Annotated in this window: 21 protein-coding genes; 8 read left to right on the plus strand and 13 right to left on the minus strand. The window is 42.6% G+C overall.

Going from position 1 to position 24,673, the window contains the following annotated elements:
- Nucleotides 1–40 precede the first annotated feature (40 nt).
- The 7 genes from prmB to hutI form a co-directional block, all read right to left on the minus strand.
- Nucleotides 41–973 (minus strand): 50S ribosomal protein L3 N(5)-glutamine methyltransferase, encoded by a 933-nt coding sequence (prmB, locus tag AAC855_RS01155; RefSeq protein ID WP_340607824.1) that lies wholly within the window; start codon nucleotides 971–973, stop codon nucleotides 41–43.
- Nucleotides 974–1,149: 176 nt separating this feature from the next.
- The gene (locus AAC855_RS01160; RefSeq protein WP_340607825.1) at nucleotides 1,150–2,520 is read right to left on the minus strand and encodes an amino acid permease; all 1,371 of its coding nucleotides are present in this window, start codon (nucleotides 2,518–2,520) and stop codon (nucleotides 1,150–1,152) included.
- Between the two features lie 80 nt (nucleotides 2,521–2,600).
- The gene (gene hutH / locus AAC855_RS01165; RefSeq protein WP_340607826.1) at nucleotides 2,601–4,160 is read right to left on the minus strand and encodes a histidine ammonia-lyase; all 1,560 of its coding nucleotides are present in this window, start codon (nucleotides 4,158–4,160) and stop codon (nucleotides 2,601–2,603) included.
- Nucleotides 4,161–4,174: 14 nt separating this feature from the next.
- On the minus strand, nucleotides 4,175–5,884 hold the full coding sequence (hutU, locus tag AAC855_RS01170; RefSeq protein ID WP_340607827.1) for a urocanate hydratase: 1,710 nt from the start codon (nucleotides 5,882–5,884) through the stop codon (nucleotides 4,175–4,177).
- Nucleotides 5,885–6,174: 290 nt separating this feature from the next.
- Nucleotides 6,175–6,909 carry a histidine utilization repressor gene (hutC, locus tag AAC855_RS01175; protein WP_340607914.1) on the minus strand — a complete coding sequence of 245 codons (735 nt, stop codon included), beginning with the start codon at nucleotides 6,907–6,909 and terminating at the stop codon, nucleotides 6,175–6,177.
- 32 nt (nucleotides 6,910–6,941) lie between these two features.
- Entirely contained in the window at nucleotides 6,942–7,901 is a 960-nt protein-coding gene (gene hutG / locus AAC855_RS01180) for a formimidoylglutamase (protein WP_340607828.1), read from the minus strand.
- 27 nt (nucleotides 7,902–7,928) lie between these two features.
- On the minus strand, nucleotides 7,929–9,182 hold the full coding sequence (gene hutI / locus AAC855_RS01185; RefSeq protein WP_340607829.1) for an imidazolonepropionase: 1,254 nt from the start codon (nucleotides 9,180–9,182) through the stop codon (nucleotides 7,929–7,931).
- 184 nt (nucleotides 9,183–9,366) lie between these two features.
- Here hutI and smrB point away from each other — a divergent pair, with 184 nt between their 5' ends.
- Nucleotides 9,367–9,909: an endonuclease SmrB gene (smrB, locus tag AAC855_RS01190; protein ID WP_340607830.1), complete on the plus strand. Its 543-nt coding sequence runs from the start codon at nucleotides 9,367–9,369 to the stop codon at nucleotides 9,907–9,909.
- A 38-nt stretch (nucleotides 9,910–9,947) separates the two neighbouring features.
- Here the strand turns inward: smrB and sixA are convergent, their stop codons facing one another.
- From sixA to AAC855_RS01210, 4 genes are all read right to left on the minus strand, one after another.
- Entirely contained in the window at nucleotides 9,948–10,418 is a 471-nt protein-coding gene (gene sixA, locus AAC855_RS01195; protein ID WP_340607831.1) for a phosphohistidine phosphatase SixA, read from the minus strand.
- Between the two features lie 400 nt (nucleotides 10,419–10,818).
- The gene (gene fadJ / locus AAC855_RS01200) at nucleotides 10,819–12,981 is read right to left on the minus strand and encodes a fatty acid oxidation complex subunit alpha FadJ (protein ID WP_340607832.1); all 2,163 of its coding nucleotides are present in this window, start codon (nucleotides 12,979–12,981) and stop codon (nucleotides 10,819–10,821) included.
- Complete coding sequence (fadI, locus tag AAC855_RS01205; RefSeq protein ID WP_340607833.1) at nucleotides 12,981–14,291, minus strand: acetyl-CoA C-acyltransferase FadI; 1,311 nt, start codon at nucleotides 14,289–14,291, stop codon at nucleotides 12,981–12,983. The genes fadJ and fadI overlap by 1 nt, the downstream gene beginning before the upstream one ends.
- Before the next feature lie 295 nt (nucleotides 14,292–14,586).
- The gene (locus AAC855_RS01210; protein WP_340607834.1) at nucleotides 14,587–14,883 is read right to left on the minus strand and encodes a YfcZ/YiiS family protein; all 297 of its coding nucleotides are present in this window, start codon (nucleotides 14,881–14,883) and stop codon (nucleotides 14,587–14,589) included.
- A 352-nt stretch (nucleotides 14,884–15,235) separates the two neighbouring features.
- Between AAC855_RS01210 and fadL the strand changes: the two genes are divergently transcribed.
- Nucleotides 15,236–16,534, plus strand: a complete 1,299-nt coding sequence (fadL, locus tag AAC855_RS01215) for a long-chain fatty acid transporter FadL (protein ID WP_340607835.1) — start codon at nucleotides 15,236–15,238, stop codon at nucleotides 16,532–16,534.
- Between the two features lie 63 nt (nucleotides 16,535–16,597).
- On the opposite strand, the gene mlaA is transcribed toward fadL, so the two are convergent.
- On the minus strand, nucleotides 16,598–17,350 hold the full coding sequence (gene mlaA / locus AAC855_RS01220; protein ID WP_340607836.1) for a phospholipid-binding lipoprotein MlaA: 753 nt from the start codon (nucleotides 17,348–17,350) through the stop codon (nucleotides 16,598–16,600).
- Nucleotides 17,351–17,597: 247 nt separating this feature from the next.
- On the minus strand, nucleotides 17,598–18,092 hold the full coding sequence (locus tag AAC855_RS01225; protein ID WP_340607837.1) for a hypothetical protein: 495 nt from the start codon (nucleotides 18,090–18,092) through the stop codon (nucleotides 17,598–17,600).
- A 189-nt stretch (nucleotides 18,093–18,281) separates the two neighbouring features.
- Here AAC855_RS01225 and AAC855_RS01230 point away from each other — a divergent pair, with 189 nt between their 5' ends.
- The 6 genes from AAC855_RS01230 (at nucleotide 18,282) to mtnA (ending at nucleotide 24,667) form a co-directional block, all read left to right on the plus strand.
- Nucleotides 18,282–19,229, plus strand: a complete 948-nt coding sequence (locus AAC855_RS01230; RefSeq protein WP_340607838.1) for a glycosyltransferase family 9 protein — start codon at nucleotides 18,282–18,284, stop codon at nucleotides 19,227–19,229.
- Between the two features lie 350 nt (nucleotides 19,230–19,579).
- Nucleotides 19,580–20,401: an isocitrate lyase/PEP mutase family protein gene (locus AAC855_RS01235; RefSeq protein WP_340607839.1), complete on the plus strand. Its 822-nt coding sequence runs from the start codon at nucleotides 19,580–19,582 to the stop codon at nucleotides 20,399–20,401.
- Between the two features lie 46 nt (nucleotides 20,402–20,447).
- Nucleotides 20,448–21,485 (plus strand): alpha/beta hydrolase family protein, encoded by a 1,038-nt coding sequence (locus AAC855_RS01240; protein ID WP_340607840.1) that lies wholly within the window; start codon nucleotides 20,448–20,450, stop codon nucleotides 21,483–21,485.
- Between the two features lie 224 nt (nucleotides 21,486–21,709).
- Nucleotides 21,710–22,075: a YkgJ family cysteine cluster protein gene (locus AAC855_RS01245; protein ID WP_340607841.1), complete on the plus strand. Its 366-nt coding sequence runs from the start codon at nucleotides 21,710–21,712 to the stop codon at nucleotides 22,073–22,075.
- Between the two features lie 213 nt (nucleotides 22,076–22,288).
- Nucleotides 22,289–23,548: an S-methyl-5-thioribose kinase gene (gene mtnK, locus AAC855_RS01250; RefSeq protein WP_340607842.1), complete on the plus strand. Its 1,260-nt coding sequence runs from the start codon at nucleotides 22,289–22,291 to the stop codon at nucleotides 23,546–23,548.
- 15 nt (nucleotides 23,549–23,563) lie between these two features.
- The gene (mtnA, locus tag AAC855_RS01255) at nucleotides 23,564–24,667 is read left to right on the plus strand and encodes an S-methyl-5-thioribose-1-phosphate isomerase (protein ID WP_340607843.1); all 1,104 of its coding nucleotides are present in this window, start codon (nucleotides 23,564–23,566) and stop codon (nucleotides 24,665–24,667) included.
- The last annotated feature ends 6 nt before the right edge of the window (nucleotides 24,668–24,673 follow it).

Here is a 24,673-nt window from a genome sequence, read left to right on the forward strand (position 1 = left end):
ACGCCTTAACCATTGTGCTTAATATTGTGTGTAACGAACTTTAATCTTTGAACAGGTGAAAATGTTCGTGATATTCGACTAACTGGCTACGGGTCAGCATAAAAACACCACCGCCACCATGTTCAAATTCCAGCCATGTGAATGGTACGTCAGGGTACTGCCCAATCAGGTGAACCATGCTATTGCCGACTTCACATATCAGCACGCCCTCTTCTGTCAGGAAATCCGGGGCGGTCGCAAGAATACGACGAACCAGATCCAGCCCATCCACACCCGCAGCCAGACCCAATTCCGGTTCACGATGAAATTCATCCGGCAAATCACTCATATCTTCTTCATCCACATAAGGTGGATTCGTCACGATAAGATCGTATTTCATCGGAGGCATATCGCGGAACATATCAGAACGGATAGGTATAACGCGATGTAACAGAGCATGGTTTTCAATATTCTGTTCTGTCACAGCTAGCGCATCAGCAGAAATATCAACAGCATCAACTTCAGCTTCAGGGAAAGCATGAGCACACGCAATCGCAATACAACCGCTTCCGGTACACAGATCAAGAATGGTTGCTGGCTCCTGTGGGAGTAACCCGGCAAATTGGTTGTTAATCAACTCACCAATAGGTGAACGCGGCACCAGAACCCGATCATCGACATAAAACTCATGCCCACAGAACCATGCACGGTTAGTCAGGTATGCGATCGGAATACGCTCGTTGATGCGGCGCTGAACACATTCAGCAATACGTTGGCGCTCTGTTGTTGTCAGGCGGGATGCCATCATGTTTTCTGGTACATCGATAGGCAGGTGCAATGTTGGAAGAACCAATTGCAAAGCCTCATCCCATGGGTTATCTGTCCCATGACCATAATAGATGCCGGCTGCACTGAAACGGCTGGTTGCCCAGCGCAGCATATCCTGAATGGTATGCAGCTCCGCGACGGCTTCATCTACAAAAATCTTATCCACAAGCACCTCTAAACCTCAAGAATATTAAGTCTGCTAGTTTGCCACGATCCCCGCCACAAATCAGCTATCTGCGCATGTGAATTATTTCAGGTGAAAATCATATGTGAGTTCGACAAATACATAAAAGCCATCCTGCTCTGGCAAGATGGCTTTCATTCGTATTATCTTTTTATTAATCAGGCTGTTTTATCACCCGATTTTTTTACCCACAGGAAATAACTGACAGTCAGTAAGGCAACCCAACCAATGCCTACATATAACGCCACACGTGTATGAGGGAAATAACCCAGCACCACAATGATGAACGCCATAAATGCAATTGCCAGCATTGGCGCTACCGGCCAGAAAGGAACAGGGAATTTCAGCTGATCAGCTTCTTCCGCAGGCATTCTACGGCGCATGTTATATTGTGATAGCAGGATCATCAGCCATACCCATACTGTGGCAAAGGTTGCAATGGAAGCGATAATCAAAAAGATTTCTTCCGGTAATATATAATTCAACCAGACACCGACCAGCAAAATTACTGACATTGTCAGTACCGTAACCCATGGTACACCGTGTTTTGTCAGTTTGTTGAACGCAGCAGGAGCCTGTTTTTTCTGCGCCATGCCATACATCATCCGTCCGGCACCAAAAATATCACTGTTGATAGCTGAAATTGCCGCTGTAATAACGACAAGATTCAGAATATGGGCAGCATAGTTGAATTGCAGGCTGGAGAAAATTTGCACAAACGGACTACCGTTCTGACCAACCTGATCCCACGGATAAATACACATCAGAACAAACAAGGTCAGAACATAAAACAGCAGAATACGCACCGGGACGGCATTGATGGCTCTTGGGATAGAATATGTCGGATTTTTCGCTTCACTGGCGGTAATACCAATAACTTCAATACCACCGAATGCAAACATCACAACGGTAAATGAAGCAATGATCCCGGCAACACCATTCGGCATAAAGCCACCATGTTCCCACAGATTTGATAAACCAGTTGCATGGTCAGTTCCCTGATTAAATCCAAACATCATGATTGCAAAGCCACCGACAATCATGGCAATGATAGCAACCACTTTTATGATGGAAAGCCAGAATTCCATCTCACCAAAAACTTTAACGTTACACAGATTTATCGCCCCAATAAACAAGACGATACCAAGAACCCAAATCCATTGATCAACATGGGGAAACCAGAATTTCATATAGAGGCCAAATGCAGTGACATCCGCCAGACAAACCACCAGCATTTCAAAAACATAAGTCCATCCGGTCAGAAAACCCGCCAGCGGCCCCAGATAATGGCTGGCATAATGAGAGAATGAACCGGGCACAGGATTATGAACCGCCATTTCCCCCAATGCCCGCATAACCATAAAAACAGCGGCTCCTCCGATAAGATAGGCCAGCAATACCGCCGGCCCTGCGGCCTGAATAGCTCCCGCAGAACCATAAAAAAGCCCGGTACCAATTGCCGACCCCAGTGCCATAAACCGAATATGACGAACACTTAGCCCACGCTTGAGTTGTGAGGTGTTTTGCATGATTTATCCCTATTTCTTTTATTATTAGATGTGAAAGATAAATACAACGATAAGGCCGGGAAAACCGGCCTTCTGACGATTTAGTTTATGTGGTTTTTCAGGATATTACCAATTGGCAGGATTTTATCTGCTGGCAATAATGCAGAAAGTTGCTGTTCTGCCAATAACTGAATAGCGGCTTCAATGTCTGGTGAGAAAAAACGATCTTTATCGTAATACTTCACTTTATTACGCAGAATATGACGGGCTTTTTCTAGCGTCGGACTACTCTTTAATCCTTCACGGAAATCGACCCCCTGACATGCCGTCAGCCATTCAATTGCCAGAATACCCCTGACGTTATCCGCCATTTCCCACAAGCGACGACCTGCTGCCGGTGCCATAGAAACATGATCTTCCTGATTCGCTGAAGTCGGCAGGCTGTCAACACTGGAAGGATGTGCTAGCGCTTTATTTTCACTTGCCAGTGCAGCAGCGGTTACCTGAGCAATCATAAAACCAGAATTCACCCCGCTGTTTTTGACCAGAAACGGAGGTAACTGAGACATATTACTATCCATCAGCAAAGCTATTCTTCGTTCTGCCAGTGCACCAATCTCCGCCAGCGCAAGAGCCAGATTATCCGATGCCATTGCGACAGGTTCAGCATGGAAATTCCCGCCAGAAATCACTTCGTCCTGCTCAGTGAAAACCAGTGGATTATCAGAAACCGCATTAGCCTCAACCATAATGACATCAGCAGCATGACGAATTTGGGTCAGACAAGCGCCCATAACCTGTGGCTGGCAACGCAGTGAATAAGGGTCCTGAACTTTCGGGCAGTTCTCGTGGGAGTCAGAGATATCGCTTTTCTCTTCCAGTACAAAGCGGTATAAAGCGGCAACATCAATTTGCCCCTGCTGCCCGCGGACTTCATGAATACGTGCATCAAATGGCTTACGGGAACCCAGAGCCGCCTCAACTGATAGAGCACCACAAACAACGGCTGATGCCAGTAATTCTTCCGCTGCAAACAAGCCTTTCAGGGCAAATGCTGTTGAAGTCTGAGTACCGTTCAGTAATGCCAGCCCCTCTTTTGCCACCAGCTTAAATGGCTGAAGACCTGCTTTTGCCAGAGCTTCTTTTGCCGGCAACCATTCACCGCGATAACGGGCTTTGCCCTCACCCAGCAATAACAGACTCATATGTGCCAGCGGAGCCAAATCACCAGAAGCCCCAACCGACCCTTTAGCCGGAATACAAGGGTAAACTTCGGCATTCACCAATGCTATCAACGCTTGAATTACTTCCAGACGAATACCTGAGTAACCACGGGCTAAGCTGTTAATTTTTAATACGACCATCAAACGAACAATTTCATCCGGCAGCGGTTCACCGACACCGGCCGCATGTGACATAACAATCGAACGTTGCAGTTCTTCTAAATCCTGTTCTGCAATTCGGGTATTCGCCAATAGCCCAAAACCCGTGTTAATTCCGTAAGCAGTTCTGTTTTCGTTGATGATGCGGTTAACACATTCAACACTGCTCTCTATCGCCGGAACGCATTGCTCATCTAACGTTATTTGTACCGGATGCTGATAGATGTGGCGTAACTCTTCAAGCGTCATTTTTCCCGGATGAATAGTGATAGATTTCATATTAGTAACGCTCCTTATTTTATTTCTGCCGCTTGAGTGTCTTCTTTTCGGGTATTGAGCATAGGTAAATTCAGCCCTTGTTCTTCTGCGCATTGAATTGCCAGTTCATAACCTGCGTCTGCATGGCGCATAACGCCTGTCGCCGGATCATTATGGAGCACCCGGGCAATGCGCCCCGCCGCTTCATCTGAACCATCACAGACAATGACCATGCCAGAGTGCTGGGAGAACCCCATACCAACGCCGCCGCCATGATGCAGCGATACCCATGTTGCTCCACTGGCTGTATTTAACAGAGCATTCAGCAATGGCCAGTCAGATACTGCGTCAGAGCCATCTTTCATTGATTCGGTTTCACGGTTAGGGCTTGCTACTGAGCCTGAATCCAGATGGTCACGCCCGATCACGATTGGCGCGGAAAGTTCGCCATTACGCACCATTTCATTGAAAGCCAAACCCAATTTGGCGCGATCGCCCAACCCTACCCAACAAATACGTGCTGGCAAGCCTTGAAAGCTGATGCGTTCCCGTGCCATATCAAGCCAGCGATGCAGATGGCTGTCATCCGGCAATAGTTCTTTTACTTTGGCGTCTGTTTTATAAATATCTTGAGGATCACCAGAAAGTGCCGCCCAACGGAAAGGCCCTATTCCGCGACAGAAAAGCGGGCGGATATAAGCAGGAACAAAACCCGGGAAATCAAAGGCATTTTCAACACCCATTTCCTTAGCCATCTGCCTGATATTATTGCCGTAATCAAAAGTAGGAATACCCTGTTTCTGGAAATCCAGCATCGCTGCTACATGCCGAGCCATTGATGCTTTTGCTGCCTGAACAACGTGTTCCGGCTCAGTTTCAGCACGACGACAATATTCTTCCCATGTCCACCCTACCGGTAAATAACCGTGTAATGGATCGTGAGCACTGGTTTGATCCGTCACCATATCAGGGCGAACACCGCGGCGAACCAGTTCTGGTAAAATTTCCGCTGCGTTACCACACAATGCTATCGATACGGCTTTACCTTCGCGGGTATAACGCTCAATACGTGCCAGCGCATCATCCAGATCTGTGGCCTGCTCATCCACGTACTGAGTACGTAAACGAAAATCAATCCGACTTTGCTGACATTCAATATTCAGTGATGAAGCACCTGCCAGTGTGGCGGCCAGAGGCTGTGCCCCTCCCATACCACCTAATCCGGCTGTCAGAACCCAGCGGCCTGTTAGATCGCCGTTATAGTGCTGGCGCCCGGCTTCAACAAATGTTTCATACGTCCCCTGCACAATTCCCTGACTGCCGATATATATCCAGCTACCGGCCGTCATCTGGCCGTACATCGCTAATCCCTTGGCATCCAGTTCATTAAAGTGTTCCCATGTTGCCCAGTGAGGCACCAGATTTGAGTTGGCAATCAATACACGAGGAGCATTTTCATGGGTTTTGAAAACGCCGACGGGCTTGCCTGACTGAACCAGTAATGTCTCGTCGCTCTCAAGGTTTTTCAGAGTCTCAACAATCTTTTCATAACATTCCCAATTTCTGGCTGCGCGACCAATGCCACCATAAACCACCAGCTCATGGGGATTTTCTGCAACGTCAGGATCAAGATTGTTCATAAGCATGCGAAGCGGGGCTTCTGTCAGCCAGCTTTTTGCTGTGAGTGTTGTTCCTCTGGGAGCACGGATAACCGTATTACTGAATTTATTATTTTGCGTTGTCACAGTTTTTCCTTTTTCATATTTATGAAAATTTATTAACTGTATAGTTGTATATACATGTATATTCAATAGGCAAAAATGTGACGAAGATAAAGTCAATAATTTTGTTATTTTTCTTTTTTATTGAAGATCAATAGGATGGTTATAATTTACCCGCAAAATATCAGAAGGTAATTTTTGCTGGTTTTGTGTTTTATATCACATATGCTTTACATTTTTGTTACCTTCTCCTCTCATGCATAATGCAAAGAGGAGATTTTTGAGTACCGAGAAAACCAACCATAAACATCAATTCACGAGCTAAAATGCCCTTTCAACTTATAACGATGACCGGGAAATAATAATCTGGCACTGGAAACTATATGTTCTTCCGACCAAGTTCGACGGCTGATTAACAAACAGGGAGAATTTTCCTCTATTTGCAGTAAACGACAGGAGCGGGCATCACCGGCAACAGCTTCTACAATATGTTCCCCCTCCGTAAGCGGGGCCACCATCGATAAGTAATCATGGGCAATCTGTTGATGGAAATCCTGTTGAAGATATTCCGGTGCCGCTAACGCATTAACATAACGATCCTCAATTTGTACGGGCACATCATTTTCATAATGGAGGATAATTGAGTGATAAACCGCTGTACCGGTTTTTATTCCCAGCTCTTTAGCCTGCGTCATATTCGCAGTGACTTCCGCCAGCTTTAATACCTTGCAGTTATGGCGATGGGTACGTGCCGCAATCTCATCAGCAATACTGTGAATTTCAAACAGGGCGGACTGCCCTTTCGGCTCTGACACAAATGAGCCAACTCCCTGTAAACGGAATAAAAGCCCTTCTGCCGTCAGTTCTCGTAATGCCCTGTTTGCTGTCATGCGACTACAATTAAATTGTTTTACTAACTCAGATTCTGAAGGCACTCTGTCATGGGGTTGCCACTCCCCAGTATGAATTTTCTCAATAATGGATTGTTTGACTTTCGCATACAGAGGTACGGGTTTCGTTATTTTGTCTGATAAATCAATAGTCACAATAAATTCCTTTCTACTCCCGAGCGTATTGCCAATTATCTATTCCACCAATGCACGATTTGCCATGCAAGGCGAGCGGCGGCTTTACCGCCCATCCCCTGAATATCGTACAATGGATTAAGCTCAACGAGATCAACAGCCTGTAATTTTTTACTCTGGCAAATCGGCTGGATCAGTGATAATAAACGCTCCAACGGAACACCGAGCGCAGCCGGAGCTGAAACTGACGGCATTTGCCAAATCGGTAATACGTCCAAATCAATCGTCATGTAGATAATTTCAGCCTGATTCAGCATATCCTGTATCTGTTGTTGAACTTTATCCAACATAGAATCAATACATTGAGTGTCCCAAATAATAGTGACATCAAGGTGATTAGCTTCATCCAATAAAGCTTGCGTATTTGAGGCCAGACTGGCGCCCACACAGCTGTAATTAAACGGGCGCTGTTGCTGGTGACAATAATCAGCAAGCTGACGAAATGGTGTGCCTGAAGTTGCCTGTGGCGCATTCCGTAGATCCAGATGCGCATCAAAGTTAATAATTCCTACCCGCTGCGTTGGGAACGCACGATAAATGCCCATACCATGAGCAAATGCAGTTTCATGACCGCCACCAAAAATGAGAGTACGCATTTTCTGGCTCTGACAAGCATAGACAGCATCACTCAGCGCACTTTGGGCCTCACTTAACTGACCGCTATCCGCCCGGATATTTCCCAAATCCACCAGCGATTCATGCCCATCATGGCTTGCCATATTTGCCAGCGCCTGACGCAAATATTCAGGCCCTGATTTTGCTCCCGGCCGCCCCTGATTGAGTTTCACGCCTTCATCACACTCAAAGCCCAACAATGCAATATGATTCGGGTATTGTTCAGGAGAAAAACCAGCAGGTTGTTTTATCGTCTGGAACATGCGTAAAGCGTTATTGGCTTCGGCAAGATCATTACGCCCCTGCCAAATGTTTTCTGATGTCGGATGCCATAATTTCATGCTATTTCCCTCATTAATATTTATTGTTCACAAAAAATTATGCGTAATTACGCCGCGATAGACACGGTAAACCAAGGGGTTACGCCCTAATTCGTATAATATATCTACGGGTTCTTTTGCATCCCAAACAATAAAATCAGCCATATAACCTGCTGCTATCTGACCATGACTTTCGGATCTGCCCAATGCGCGAGCCGCATGAATAGTCACACCCTGCCATACTTCTTCCGGTGTCAGACCGAACTGGACACAAGCCATATTCATCATCATGCGTAGTGATGTGAACGGGCTGGTTCCCGGATTAAAATCCGTAGAAATCGCCATCGGCACGCGATACTGACGCAATAAAGCAATCGGAGGACATTGTGTCTCTTTCAGAAAATAAAATGCACCCGGCAATAAAACAGCAACCGTTCCACTGCGGCTAATTGCCTGAACACCTTTTTCATCCAGATATTCAATGTGATCAACAGATAAGCCCTGATAATCAGCAACCAACTCAGTGCCACCCAGATTAGAAAGCTGCTCAACATGGCCTTTGACGGGAATATTTAATTTTCTGGCTGCATCAAAGACACGTTTAGTCTGTTCAAGATTAAATCCAACACTTTCGCAAAACACATCCACAGATTCAAATAACTGCTTTTGCCAAAGATTGGGCAGAATAGTGCTACAAACTAAGTCAATATAAGCATCAGGGTTATGTTTGTATTCGGGAGGAACAGCATGGGCAGAAAGCAGAGTCGGGCTGATTTCAACCGGATTTTTCTGCCCTAATATCCGAATAACTTTCAGTTGCTTCTCTTCATTCTCCAAATCCAGCCCATAGCCTGATTTCATTTCAATGGTTGTGACTCCTTCAGCTATCAACGCACTCAGCCGCTTTTGAGCCGCGATTTCCAGTTGTTGGGCTGAACTTTGCCGGGTGGCATTGACTGTGGCATTAATACCACCACCTTTAGCACTGATTTCTGCATAAGAAATACCATTCAGACGCTGTTCCCATTCTGATGCCCGATTACCCCCAAAAACCAGATGAGTATGACAATCAATCAGGCCGGGAGTAATTAATCGCTGTTCTGCATTAATCACTTTGCAACGGTTAGCTGGCACACTCTCCGTTGGCAGAACTGCCAGAATTTTTTCATCCCGTATGATCAAATCATAGTGTTCCAGAATACCGTAATTGTGCTTGCCATCCATGTTACTGATTGTAGGGTTCATTGTGGCAAGTCTGGCATTACGCCAGATAATGTCGGTATCTTTCAGTTCAATCGACATTATTTTCGTCCTGTTATTTTTTGTTGTTACTGACAGTGGTTATGTTGTATATACATTTATTTTATAACCAGACTCAATTGTCAAATAATTTTATGAACAGCATGTACCCAAAAATAATAGCGCCTGAGCAAAATCAGAATAAATCGGGTACAATCACCGAAAGTTGTTAATGAATTAGCATGTAATGAAGAAGAAAAAACCATTAAATGAAGAAGACATCAGTCTATTTAGAACGTCAGTAGTGGGAACCCGTCGGATTTCTCAGGATAAAGTCTTACACGCCCCCAAAAGAAAAAAAATCAGTCAAGTGGCACCTGAGCGCCTGATGCAAGAACAGGTCGATGCCAGTTACTATTTTTCTGATGAGTTTCAACCTAATTTAGACATGGAAGGCCCAACTCGCTATGTACGAGAAGGAGCTAATCATTATGAACTGAAAAAGCTGAGGCGCGGTGATTATCCCCCTGAGCTTTTTCTGGATTTACACGGATTAACACAGTTACAGGCTAAACAGGAAATTGGGGCGTTAATTGCAGCCTGCCGCCGAGAAAATGTCTATTGTGCCTGTGTTATGCATGGCCACGGTAAGCATATCCTCAAGCAACAAACACCACTATGGCTCGCCCAACACCCCGATATTATTGCTTTTCATCAGGCACCGAAAGAATGGGGGGGAAACGCTGCATTACTCATTTTGGTTGAACAGGATGAGTTTATACAGCGTTAGCCAAAACACGTTTTAACCTGTGGGCTGGTCTGGGCTTTTCACAATTGTGCCGGGGAGGTTTGCCATAGCAGGCGGCCTTTCTGTGTTTGCTTATCCAGTTCCACACAGGCAATACTGGATGTAGAAAACATCGGAGGAACTTGCGCAGGACAAAGCTCGGACACTAGATAGCCAACTAATGGTAAGTGAGACACGACCAAAACGGCTTTTTTCCCTTGCTCTTCCAAAACCTGCAAGTAACTTGCCACCAGTTCAGCATCACCCGTCGGGGTTAGCTCTTCTAACATTTCCTCACTATCAGGCAATGCCATATTCTCACGCACCACTTGCAGAGTCTGCCCTGCCCGGATATAAGGACTGACCAGTACACAATCAATCTCAGGCTTCTTTTGTCCAAGCCAAAGCGCCATTTTCTGCGATTCCTGACAGCCCCGCGGCGTTAACTCCCGCGTTGCATCGCTGATTGAATTAAAAGCAGCATCACCGTGACGCATAATAAACACGAACATAATTCACCGTTGAGTTAAATTTCAGAACTAATTCTAATATTTACTTTCATTCTACTAAAAATAACCCTGAAATTTTCAGGCAATTAGCTGAATTGAAGTCACCCGTTTTCAGGTAATTTATCACGAAAGCAAAATAATATTATGGCGAGTAAACTGTGAACCTTTGATAAAAGGCTTCACTGAAAATTGGAGGATATTCTGCCGCAAAATACGGCGAAATAAAATTACTAATAATGGGTGATATATGTATTGTTTGGCTATTATATTAACCTGATAACTTAACAATAAAAAACTTATAAACAATATATTGTTTAGCAATTACAGATAAAACCGGCCCTTTAAGTTAAAAGGGCCGGTATCACTTATTTTTCAAAACGATACCAGAAGAAGCATATATGCGTTATTCGTAGAATCGCTTATCCTGTTCAGCCATCTGAACCAAACGTTCACAAGGTACAAACCTGTCTCCGTACTGCTGCGCCAGACGTTGCAAAGTCTCTACAATATGACGGCTACCCAGCTGATCCATATAACGGAATGGCCCACCCAGGAATGGCGGGAACCCTATACCAAATACGGCACCTATATCACCATCACGAGGACTGCGGATAATGCCTTCATCCAGACAACGTACCGCTTCATTTAGCATCAACATCAGACAACGTTGAGCAATGTCTGGGCGTGACATTTTTGCCACAGGCTGAACTTTCAACAGGGAATAAATGGAAGGATCAGCTTCTTTGCTGTTTTTCCTGAATGGCCGGAACTTACTCTTTTTAGTTGCATAGGAATAAAAACCACGTCCGTTTTTCTTACCTTTACGATCGTCATTCAGCACAGCATCCAAAATTGCCGGCGGTATAAACCGCTCCCCTAATTGATCCACCAGCACAGGAATAATTTTGGTTCCGACATCAATACCGACTTCATCCAGCAAATTGATTGGCCCAATCGGGAAACCAAAATCAACCAGCGCTTTATCGATATGTTCGATAGGCTCACCTTCCACCAAACAGTAGCCCGCTTCATTAATATAAGGAGATAAAATCCGGTTAACATAAAAACCGGCTTTATCTCCCACAACAATGGCTGTTTTACCCTGTTTTTTCGCCAGTGCGACTGCTGTCGCTATTGTTTTTTCACTTGTTCCTGCATGTGGAATGACTTCCACTAATGGCATCTTATCTACAGGGCTGAAGTAATGAAGGCCAATAACCTGCTCCGGTCGTTTAGCAATTTCCGCAATCTGGTGAATCGGCAATGAAGACGTGTTAGACGCAAAAATAGTCTCCGCCTTTGTATTCGCTTCAACTTCTGCGACCATCTTACGTTTCAGTACTAAGTCTTCAAATACGGCTTCAACCACAATATCAGCCTGTTTAAAACCACTGTAATCTGTCGTACCTGAAAGCAGAGACATTTGGCGAGAACGCTCTGATGGGGTCAGACGCCGTTGACTGACGCGCTTGGAAAGCATATCCCATGTATATTTCAGCGCCTGATTGATGCCTTTCTCATTAATATCTTTGATACGCGCCGGTAAATGACCACGAGTTGCGGTTACACTGGCAATTCCGCCCCCCATCAAGCCTCCACCTAAAATCCCCACATGCCTGATTTGAGCAGGCAATTCCGAAGACCCTGTTTCATTTTTTAATGAGGTGGTCGCAAAAAACAGACTACGCAGTGCTGATGATTCGGACGACATAGCCAGCTCACCAAATGCTTTGGCCTCCGCCTGAAAACCGGCTTTTTGCCCTTTATCCAGACCAAGGCGGATCACATCAATGATCCGTTCCGGTGCGGGATAATGACCATGAGTTTTAGCCCGCGTTTTTTGCTGAACCAAACGGAATAATAATGGCCTCCCAAGAGCGCTCGCTAACAGGCGTTGTGACCATGCCAGAGGTTTGCGTTTAGCTACCCCTTTCTTAACATATTGAACGGCTACATCCAGCAAAATATCCAAAGGAACAGCATCATCAACAACACCCAGTCGTTTTGCCTGTTTTGCTTTAAGCTGCCGGCCTGTCAGGATCATATCTAATGCCGAGCTGACACCGATCAAACGAGGTAATCGTTGAGTCCCGCCCGAACCCGGCAGTAACCCGAGCTGTACTTCGGGTAAACCAAGACGGGTTTTATCATCCAGAGAACAAATACGTGCGTGGCAGGCTAAAGCAAACTCCAACCCACCACCTAAACATGCACCATGAATAGCCGCAACAATAGGTAAAGAATAGTTAGCAATTTTATCAAATAATTCCTGCCCTTTTTCAGCCAGAGCCGTGGCTTCCTGTTGAGTCTGGCAACCCGCGATCATCGTGATATCTGCGCCGGCAATAAAGGTATCGGGCTTACCGGATATAATTACCAACCCCTTTAAAGCGGAAACCTGTTGTGCTTGCTCGAAAACCGCCAAAAACTGCTCTACAAATTCTGCTTTCAGTGTATTAACTTTCTCACCCGGCACATCAATAGTAATAACGCCGACTCTGTCATCTCTGACAGAAAAACTGAATACCGATTGTTCTGCTGACATGATTGTTTCATCCAGAGCCATTATTCCACCTCCAATACCATCGCCGCACCCAAGCCACCAGCTGCACAGGCTGTTGTCAGCCCGAGGCCGCCTCCACGGCGACGTAGCTCATTCAGAGTCTGTGTCACCATTCTGGCACCGGTGGCAGCAAATGGATGCCCGTAAGCAATTGAACCACCGAGTACGTTGAATTTATCCATATCAACCTCACCAATCGCCTGAGAACGCCCTAATTTCTCGCGGGCAAACTTATCACTGGCAAACATTTTCAGGTTTGTCAGAGTCTGAGCTGCAAATGCTTCATGCATATCGATAAGGGAAAGTTCGTTCAACGTAATACCCGCTCTGTCCAGCGCCAGTGGCGTTGCATATGATGGCCCCAGCAACATATCCTGCCAGACATCAATGGCAGAAAATGCATAACTGCGCAAATAGCCTAATGGCACCATGCCAAGTTCCTTAGCAGCAGATTCACTCATCAAAATCACTGCCGCTGCACCATCAGTTAGCGGGGTACTATTGGCCGCTGTGACTGTGCCATACTTGCGATCAAAAGCCGGACGTAATTTCGCATAAGATGTCAGTTCTGAGTTTTTGCGAATATTATTATCTTCCTGCAAAGATTCGCGATATGGCGGGAAATGAGCGGATATCACTTCATCACGTAATAGTCCCTTCTCCCAGGCCTTAGCTGCCATCAAATGAGAACGGTGCGCCAACTCATCCTGAGCTTCACGACTGATATGGTAGGTTTTCGCCATTTGTTCAGCAGTATCGCCCATTCTTAACCCGGTGGAATATTCAGCAACAGCGGGGGATACGGGCAGCAAATCTTTTAATTTCAATTTGCTCAGCAATTTGAGCCGTTGTGAAAGGCTTTTGGCTTTATTCATATCAACCAAAGTACGAGCCAGTGATTTAGTCACCCCAATTGGCAGAACAGATGAAGAATCGGCCCCACCGGCAATTCCCACATTCACGGTTCCTGCCATAATACTTTCTGCTACATTAGCTATTGCCTGAAAACTGGTTGCGCAGGCCCGGGAAACACTATAGGCATCTGTACCGACACTTAAACCCGCCCCCAACACGATTTCCCTTGCGATATTCGGGGCTTCAGGCATTTGAACAACCTGACCAAAAACCAATTGGTCGATCTTCTCTGGTGGCAGCCCACTTCTGATGACCAACTCACTGACAACAGCTTTCCCCAAATCAACAGCCGGAATACCGTGATAGTTCGTTGCCTGTTTAGCAAAAGGAAGGCGCAATCCACTGACAATGGCCACTCGTTCCTTTTGTTGTGCCACTTTTGTTGAAGAACGACTCATAGCAACTCCTGCAATAATCATTAACTAAATCAATTGATTAAAATTATTTACTCACCTCATAAGAGGTCAGACCTGATGAAGCATTGTTAACGTAATGTTGGGAAATAGCAAACAGGAATAAACTAAAAATGCGAGCAAGCGCAACTTTAATAGATTTATAATTTATACGATCTGAACAGATAGCATGCGAAAAAAAGATGAAGAAACACTTATTGATTACGACAGATAATCATCAGTTTTCCCATTGCTATGACTATTTTTGACCACAATGGGAAAACAGTAACGCTAAAAGTAGTTAACGCAATCCCAGCTGAAATATCATAGCCTCTGCCTGACAACTAAATGTAAAATCTATGATCAGTTGAACACCATCATGCATTTCTTCTATTTTATGGCTGATGATGCAAGGATCAGATTCCACCTTTTTTGCTTTTTCTGTCAATATATTAAGCATTGCATCTGCTTCCTGACTACTGGCAAAAATCTGTTGATAAGAAGCCGTGCACTCTTCATTATCAATGACTGTACCAACATCAACACAACAGCAAGCAGCTGTTTCGTTAGCCCCATGACGCTTAAGTACATCTGTCATCTTATTTCTCCGACAATAAAAATCCAAATCTGATTTTACGTTGTACTTTCCTTTAATAACCACTATTTGCACTGTGTAATACCATTTATTTCACTCTTTATTGATCTCAGCACGTTAATTAAATCGCGTTTACATCCCGTTAACACCAAGTGTCTATTTTTTGTTAAGCAAGTCCCATTTTAGTAATCATTTTCGTCATATTTTAAAAACATTCTTGCAACACATTGCGATGTCAGGCCTATACTTCTCACACTGGTCTGATTTGTCATTGTGATGAACCGACTCTACAATTCCGCGCTCTCAGCTACTTGAGTAGCATGTTAAATAATAATTAAACAATGAGGTTTTGGTTATGAACCAGAAAAACCTATTTTCACGTTCAGCATTAGCAGTGGCGGTTGCGATTATTTCATCTAACGCTAATGCTGCAGGTTTTCAATTGAATGAATATTCATCATCAGGACTAGGTCGTGCATTTTCTGGGGCAGGTGTTGTTGCAGAAGACGCCTCTGAAGGTAGCCGCAACCCTGCAGCCATGACCCTATTTGATCGCCCATCCTTTTCTGGCGGTCTGATTTATGTTAAACCAAAAGTTGATATCACTGGCGCGCACAAAAATACTGACGCAAAAAATATCGCACCAAATGCGCCGGTACCAAATCTGCATTTCATTACTCCAATCACCGATGAATTTTTCGTTGGAGCATCACTCACAAGCAACTTTGGTTTAGCCACAAATTTCAGTAATAACTATGCTGCCGGCTCCATTGGCGGGAAGACTTCACTCGTAACCGGAAACCTTAACCTGAGCGGTGCGTATAAACTCAATGAGCAGTTTAGTTTTGGCTTGGGATTTAATACTATTTATGCAGATGCCGAAATTGTACGTCATCTGGGTGAAGTAAATTCCGCCATTGCCAAATTTACTGGAAAAAATATCCCGGCAACCACAGAAATAGCCCGTTTAGAAGGTAAGGATTGGGGTTACGGCTGGAATGCAGGCCTTCTGTATCAGTTCGATGAAAATAATCGTTACAGCTTAACTTACCGTTCAAAAGTTAAAATTAAGTTCAAAAAAGGTGATTACAGTAATGAGCTGCCAGAAATATTGGGCGGATTAAACGGCAAGACAGTTCAGGGACGGTTGGATCTGAATCTGCCTGATATGTGGGAAATTTCCGGTTATAACCGCGTAGCACCACAATGGGCAATTCACTACAGCTTCCTATATACAGGCTGGGATACCTTCAAAGAATTAAAAGCCACCCGCAACGATAATGGTAAAGTCGCATTTGAGAAACATGAAAACTTTCGTAATGCTTACCGTATCTCACTGGGAACCACGTACTACCATGATGACAACTGGACATTCCGTACAGGTGTCGCTTTCGATGAAAGCCCTGTACCAGCCCAAAATCGCTCTATATCCATTCCAGACCAAAATCGTTTCTGGTTAAGTGTGGGGACAACTTACGCATTTAATAAAGATACTTCCGTAGATGTGGGTGTTTCTTATATGCGTGGTAAAAAAGTTCATGTGAGTGAAAAATTGCCAGAAGAGTTCCATAAATTAGGATATGGCGCACCATATGAGTTCGATTCTAAAGGAACTGCATGGTTAGCAGGTGTTGGCCTTAACTACACATTCTAATCATCTTCGATGATCTAAAAAGGATAGCTTCAGCTATCCTTTTTTGTTAATTCTATCAATAAATTAATCGATAGAATCCAATTCATCCTCAATAACAGCAGCATTTGGATTTTCTTCCGGCAGAAGCTTGCCGCCGTTAGCCAGAAAATCATGACGCTGGAAGTAGGCTTCACGCATCATCAAATACGGATCTGAAGAATTTTTTATCAGGCCATCTGAATCCAGCAAACGTGCGCGAGTTTCGAGCCCCTGAAATACCCACTTTCCGACAGCCATCCAAGGGGTAAGATAACTCAATACAGGATAAGTCATATCTGCCATATCCCCACCTTCATCACGCGCAGTAAAGCTGCCATATCCCGGTAAAACAACATAAGGGCCATAACCAACATTATAGTACCCAAGGGTGCTACCAAAACGCATTGGCTCCTGTTTTGCCAGTTTGGGGTTTGCCATTGAAGCAACATCAATAAGCCCCCCCATACCCAGAATGGTATTTAAGAAGAATCGGTTAAAATGCTTTGCGCCTTCCTTTATATCTCCGCGCAAAAAACTATTCACCATGCTGGCGGGTTCTTCCAGATTACTCATGAAATTGCCAATACCATTTCTCGCCGGCATCGGTACATAATCATGCCAGACAACAGCAGCAGGCCGTAAGATATAAGGATCGAGAACATTATAGTTAAAGTTGAACATAGTCCGGTTAAACCCTTCCAGCGGATCAGAGCGCCCTTGTTCATAATTATTTGATGAATTTGCGCATCCCGCCAGTAACACTGCTGTAAGAGCAACCCCGCTCAGGCGATACTTCATACTGTTCTCCACATAATCACTTTTGCCATTGCCTACTTCCGCTCGTTAATGTATGCCAATTAATGGGCTCCACCCGCTAAATATACTGCCAATTTTTCTTTAATGGTAATCAAAATGAGTGGTGATTATATAGACTAACAGTGAGTTACACTTTCTCCTCACTTTCGGGATACATCTTACAATTTACCCAGCGCCACTATTTAAAAAGTGAAAAATTTCAGGAAAGGGATAATCCTTCCTACCAATCTCACCTCATTTTGGCAACTTCAGAAAACAAGGTTGTAGTAAGATCTGCCTTCGTCAGCAGAGTATCAATACACTTACCAAGCACGGTTTCAACACCTTGTTCTTTAATAAACTCTAAGATTGCTTTCTTTTCATTATCTGGAATATTTGCTGTTTTAATGGTTGTTTCAACCTGTTCAAGTGTGTTTTTATGAATCTTTATCCTGAATGACTTCATCTCATCATCCATTGTGTCCATATTGGCGTAATCAACACCAGCAGCAGTAAGCGCCATTGAATCAGGATTAAAACCATAACCCCCATTATCATCAAAATGGATGGCGAAATGATTAACTAGACCCACTTTTACTAAATAATTTATATCATCAGCCAACTGATCCCATCCAAATGCGTCCCCCAAGAATTGAAGCTTTTCCTTACTGATAGGTTTCATCACATGATTTTTATCATTCATCGCCCGAACAATCATATGCTGTCTCTCTTTCAACATAGTCATTGCATTTTTCCTTCGGTGAGCATCAGATAGATTAGATTATAGCCAATTACCGTAAGTACACTATATTGTCGTTATAAAAAACAGGAATATGGAATTTAAAACATAATACATTGAATATATGAGATAAATAGTTTACTTTACATCCAATATCTATCATTAAGAAGAAAGAGTTTTCTTTTATTATTCAACATGAAAATAGCTATATTACGCAGAAATGGACTTGGCGATCTTATCTGTACCCAGCCATTAATAAAATTTTTACAGAAAAAATACCCAAATGCAGAGATTAGCCTGTTCATAGAACAAGGTAATCATGAACTCGCCAAGTATGTATGCTCTGATGTAGACATCAATATCCTTCCACAAGGAAATAAATATCTTTCTATCGCCAAAACTGCCCTCAAATTCCGCAAAAAGCACTTTGACATTGCCATTTCAGCCAAACCCAGCCCAATGAAGCTAAATAACTTATTCCTATGGTTGCTTGGAGCTAAAAAGCGTTATGCGGTTGTTGCAGATAAAAAATGGGATTCCAAATTAATTAACTGCCAGACTAATACAAAGTCAGTAAAAGGTTATCATCAGGCACTAAAAGTTTTACGCACTATTTCACCAAATGAACAATCTTTAACACCAGATTTATTTCCTGAAATAAAACTCATTAATCAATCAAAACCTGTTTATTCAGGAAATCCATCGATTTTATTTTCTGTTTCTAATAATAGAGAAAATAGTTTAATTAATAATGAAAATCTTGCACTAATCGCAGATAAAATTTCAAAAAAATACCCTACTGCAAATTTTATCATTTCTGCTTTACCAAATGATATAAATTTAGCTGAAGATCTAGTTTCCCGTATAAATGGGAATAGCCAAATCGTCATATGCAATTCATTACATTCTTTCTTATCATTATTAAATGAAATGACTTTAATCGTCGTTGGTGATGGTGGCATTTGCCACTTAGCAGCCGCACTGAAGAAAAAACTTGTCGCTCTTTATGGTGTTACAAAACCTGAAAATTGGTTGCCACTGGCATCAGAAGATATATGTATTACTTTATATGACCCCAAAAATGTTAACAATATCCCTTTAGTTCAAGTTACTAATGCCATCTTTCATCTTATTGATAATTAAAATCATTTAATAAGTTACTACCATCAATTAATAGCCCCGTTATAAATAACGGGGCTTTCTCTCTATTCTCAAAGATTAAAAAATGACGAATAGCGATTATATCAATTCTAAATACCATCGAAGAATAGATAAACAACCTGAAATAAAATTCAGTCACATAGATATATTTTCACTTGAAATAATAATAACAGCAATAATGATATTACAACTTTAATTTTGAGTGTTTTTTATCGATCAAAACATTGACTATATAAATATACAGTGTAATTATTTAGCAACATCCTAAAACCACATATCCATGATATTTACAATCATGGAATATATTTATAAGAAAATATTGAGAAACCAACATGACAAGAATAAGCCTGGATGAAAAAATTCAAATTTTTAGCCAATTACATGAAGAAGGAAAACTCATATTAGCCAATTCATGGGACGTTATGAGTACCCGTTTAGCAGAACACTCCGGAGCCAAAGCCATTGCAACAACCAGTGCCGGAATATCCTGGAGTTTAGGCTATCCAGATAATCAACTGGCAGACCGAAAAATCGTAATGAAGGCACTTGGTTTAATTACATCCAGTACCAATCTACCTGTAACAGCAGATGTTGAAGATGGTTTATTAGCACCTGATGAAAGTATGGATGATCTTGTAGAAGATTTATATTTTGTCGGATGTGTTGGAATTAATATTGAAGATTCCTGCAATGGCAAATCAAGGTCTATAAATGATGGTGCTGAACGTATTGCTTCTGTACGTACCGCAGCAAATAAAATACATTACAGTTTATTCATCAATGCACGTATAGACTCATGGATCCGTGGGGAAGATACTAATCCCGAACATTTAATTTCCCGTGCTAATACTTATCTTGCTGCCGGTGCCGATGGTATTTTTATCCCCGGATTAACCGATCTATCAGTATGTCGGGCTATCAGCTCCCGCATCAATGGCCCATTAAATATCATGGCTCAAGCCGGAGGACCGAGTGTAAAAGAATTTTTTGCTGCTGGCGCAAGAAGGGTTTCTGGTGGATCTTTCTTTGCCGAACAAGCCTATGGAGCTACATTGTCAGGTATGGAACATTTTTTGCGGGATGGTTTGTTACAGAATAATGAGCAATCAAAATTAGGCTATGCCGCGTTAAATGCGTTACTTAATTCTAGATAATAGAAATCATATAATTAACTAAAAGGAATTTTCTACTGAGGATGTAATGCTTAAACGTATAGTGACTACTACTTTCCTGTTTCTCTGTTTTTCTGTGAAAACTTACGCATCAGAAAATATAGGTTTTCGGGAAATATTTTTAGATAAGAACAGTGAACGACCATTACATTTTGTTGTGTGGTACCCTTCCAATGATATTGGGCCTACTGTAATTGTTGGTGAACACCTCACTTATTATGGTATTTCAGTAATAAAAGATGCTATTCCTGATATAGAAAAACATCCTCTTGTCGTTCTATCACACGGATATGGGGGAAATTGGCGAAATCTTAACTGGCTGGCAGGGGAATTGGTCAAAAAGGGCTTTATCGTGGCTGCCCCAGATCATCCAGGCACAACAACAGAAGATAGAAGCTCCCTATCTGCCGCACAATTATGGGAAAGACCACGGGATCTAAGCCGGGTTATTGACTTTATTCTGGAACAATCTGATTTTGCCGAGCTAGTTGATAAAGAGCGCATAGCAGCAATTGGTCACTCATTAGGTGGCTGGTCTGTTGTTGAACTGACAGGCGCTAGATTCAACTCAGATTTATTAGTGACTGACTGCAAAACCAATCAAATTCTTGCTTCTTGTAACATATTACCTGAATTAGGAATAGGTAAGAATGCAACCACCAAAGCAAAATTAGATGGTGATTTAGGTGACCAGAGAGTTAAAGCTGTTATTTCCCTTGATCTAGCGTTAGCCAGAGGCTTTTCACCTCAAAGTTTAAGCATGGTGAATATACCAACACTCGTGATTGCCGCTGGTATTAATATCGGGGATATGCCGGCTGAGTTAGAGTCTGAATATCTGGCCAAAAACCTTCCAAAAGAAAAGTCAAAATACATCGTTATTGACGATGCAATGCATTTTAGCTTTAGGCCGAATTGTAAACCCAATGCAATCGCTCTTATTGAAGAAAATAACCCAAAAGGCGGAATTATCTGTAAAGATGGTGGAGATAGAAGCCGGGAAGAAATTCACAATGAGATCCTGAACCACATTCTTATCTTTTTCCAACAAGTATTCCCTAAATAAAAAAGTCACCTATTTCAGAGTAACAATCTGTAATTAAATAAAAAACTGTCTTTCAAAGAGGCAGTTTTTCTTTTTTCAATCCAAAATAAATTTCTTTTGAATTTCATCATTTTCTACAGAAATAACCTATCCTCAAATAGTTATCTTTTACAAAAAAGATGATTTCTTATAGTTGATAATTTCGTCAAACTGCGGCTCTTAAACATCAGATAGAGACATCTGGTATGAATCAAATATTAAATACCCAATCACAGAATAATTTCTGCATCAGCTGTGGTGCCTGCTGTGCATTTTTCCGAGTTTCATTTTATTGGGCGGAAGCTGAGGATGGAGGAGGTAAAGTCCCGGTTGCTGCCACTGAGAAACTCAACGATTTTATGTGCTGCATGAAAGGTACGAATGAACCCCATCCTCGTTGTATACACTTGCAGGGGGAAGTGGGTCACTCCGTTTCCTGTACTATTTATAACAAACGCCCGTCCCCTTGCCGGGAATTTTCGCAAGCATGGGAAACCGACAATTACAATGAAGCCTGTGATCGTGCCAGAGCCGCTTATGGCCTTCCTCCACTACCCAAACCACAAACCTGAGCCAGCACATTCATTGTATTTTTATCATTATGATGCAATTTGAAATCTACTGGGTATATCTTATTGTTATCTGACCATATTCGTTATTTTCATCACAGACACTTTACTTTTGTATACTTATAGTTAACAACTGTAAAAATCCATTGCCGCAGAATGTGCTATCCCTGTTCATTTTATGAACTTTCTTTCATGATATTATCAGGATGAAAAATAATGTCTGTTTATGTTCCTACTGAGTATATCCCCCAGACCTGTGAATCTTTACCACATTATCTTGCGAAAAATTTACCCGCCACTATCTCACTCGGAGGATTGCCTGAAACCTGGCAAGTACAGGAAATAGGTGATGGAAACCTGAATTTAGTTTTTATTGTTGCCGGAACAGAAAAAACTATTGTGGTCAAACAATCCTTACCTTACGTTCGGGCTGCTGGTGAATCATGGCAACTTTCCCTTGTCCGAACCTACTTCGAATACCATGCCCTATTAGAAGAAAAGAAGTTTGCTAATCAATATGTACCCAATGTCTATTTCTATGATGAAGAAATGTCTTTGTTTGCGATGGAGTATTTAGATAAACACATTATCTTACGCAATAAACTGATTTCTGGTGAAAAATTTTCTCATCTAGCTAAAGATATTGGAATTTTTCTTGCTGATACACTATTCCATACCTCAGATATAGGGATGGATAGCAAAGAGAAAAAAGAACTGGTAAGTCGTTTTGCCAATAACCATGAGCTTTGTAAAATCACTGAAGATCTAATCTTTACAGAACCATATTTTAATGCCGAAAGAAACGACTGGACTTCTCCTCAACTTAATCATGATATTCATGCCATTTGGCAGGATCAGGTCATGATCCAAACTGCAATGCAGTATAAATACAAATTCATGACTGAAACGCAGGCACTTTTGCATGGTGATCTCCACTCAGGCTCCATTATGGTCACACCTGATTCCACAAAAGTGATTGATCCAGAATTTAGCTTTATGGGCCCAATGGCATTCGATATAGGTAATTATATCGGCAATCTGTTTATGGCTTATTTTGCTCAACCTGCTCTGCGGAAAAATAAGGAGCAATGTGCTGATTATCAGTCTTGGCTCTTCATGCAGATTAAAACAACATGGGAAATATTTGAATGTCGTTTTCGTCAATTATGGAATGAAAAAACAACCGGAGAAGCCTATCCTGTCACTATTTACCAGCAGGGAATTTTCAATTCATCGTTCCTTAAAGCTGCCCAGGATAATTTTTTCTCCAATTTATTCGAAGAAACACTGGTATATGCCGGGCTTGAAATTAATCGCCGCATTATTGGCTTTGCCGGCGTTGCTGATTTCAGAAAAATTGATGATCCGGCACTACGAGCTGATTGTGAAAAACAAGCGCTGAAACTGGCTCGTGAGTTAATTGTCAACAAACATAATTACCAGAATTTTTTACAGATTAAACGTTATATCACATAAGGTTAAGAAACCGAGATGAAAATTAATGGAACCCATTATCGCTCTGTTTGGCTTGCTGATGATGGATATACTGTCGAAATTTTCGATCAGACCAAATTGCCTTTTGAATTAAAGATTATTCGATTGAATACCTTTCAAGATGCTGCAACAGCTATCAAAGATATGTGGGTGAGAGGTGCACCTTTAATTGGTGCTGTTGCTGCCTATGGTATGGCACTGGCAATGCGTAAAAGTAACAGCAGTGAAAATCTGCAAATGGCTTATGATGTTTTAGTTAAAACCCGGCCAACTGCCATTAATTTAAAATGGGCGCTGGATCGCGCATATCAGGCATTAGAAAACACGCCTCCCGTTCAACGTGCAGAAACTGCTTATCGTATTGCCAATGAAATTGCAGATGAAGATGTCCGGCTGTGTCATAAGATTGGTGAGAATGGTTTGAAAATCATACAAGAAATTGCAGCCCAAAAATCAGCAGGTGAAACAGTGAATATATTAACTCACTGCAATGCTGGGTGGTTGGCAACTGTGGATTGGGGAACCGCATTATCACCTATTTACATGGCACACGATGCGGGCATCAAGGTTCATGTCTGGGTTGATGAAACCCGCCCTCGCAATCAGGGTGGATTGACGGCTTTTGAGTTAGGTTCACATGGTGTACCACATACTTTAATTGCCGATAATGCAGGCGGACATTTAATGCAACATGGCAAAGTGGATCTGTGCATCGTAGGTACAGACCGGACAACTGCAAGAGGTGATGTGTGTAATAAAATTGGCACTTATCTGAAAGCTCTGGCTGCAAAAGCAAATCAGGTACCCTTTTATGTTGCGTTACCCTCACCGACACTGGATTTTACCGTCTGGGATGGCGTAAAAGAGATCCCCATTGAGCAACGTTCAGGCGATGAACAGTCACATGTCTACGGAATGACTGCTGAAGGAAAACACAGTTGGGTCAATACTGCACCTCAAGGAACGGCTTGCGGGAATTATGCGTTTGATGTTACCCCGGCAGAATTAATTACCGGATTGATTACAGAACGTGGAATTTGTGATGCCAGTGCAGAAGGCTTACGCATGCTCTTTCCTGATTTATATCCATATAATTTATAATGATTA

It is taken from the genome of Xenorhabdus bharatensis, assembly GCF_037996705.1.
GTDB classification, from domain to species: domain Bacteria; phylum Pseudomonadota; class Gammaproteobacteria; order Enterobacterales; family Enterobacteriaceae; genus Xenorhabdus; species Xenorhabdus bharatensis.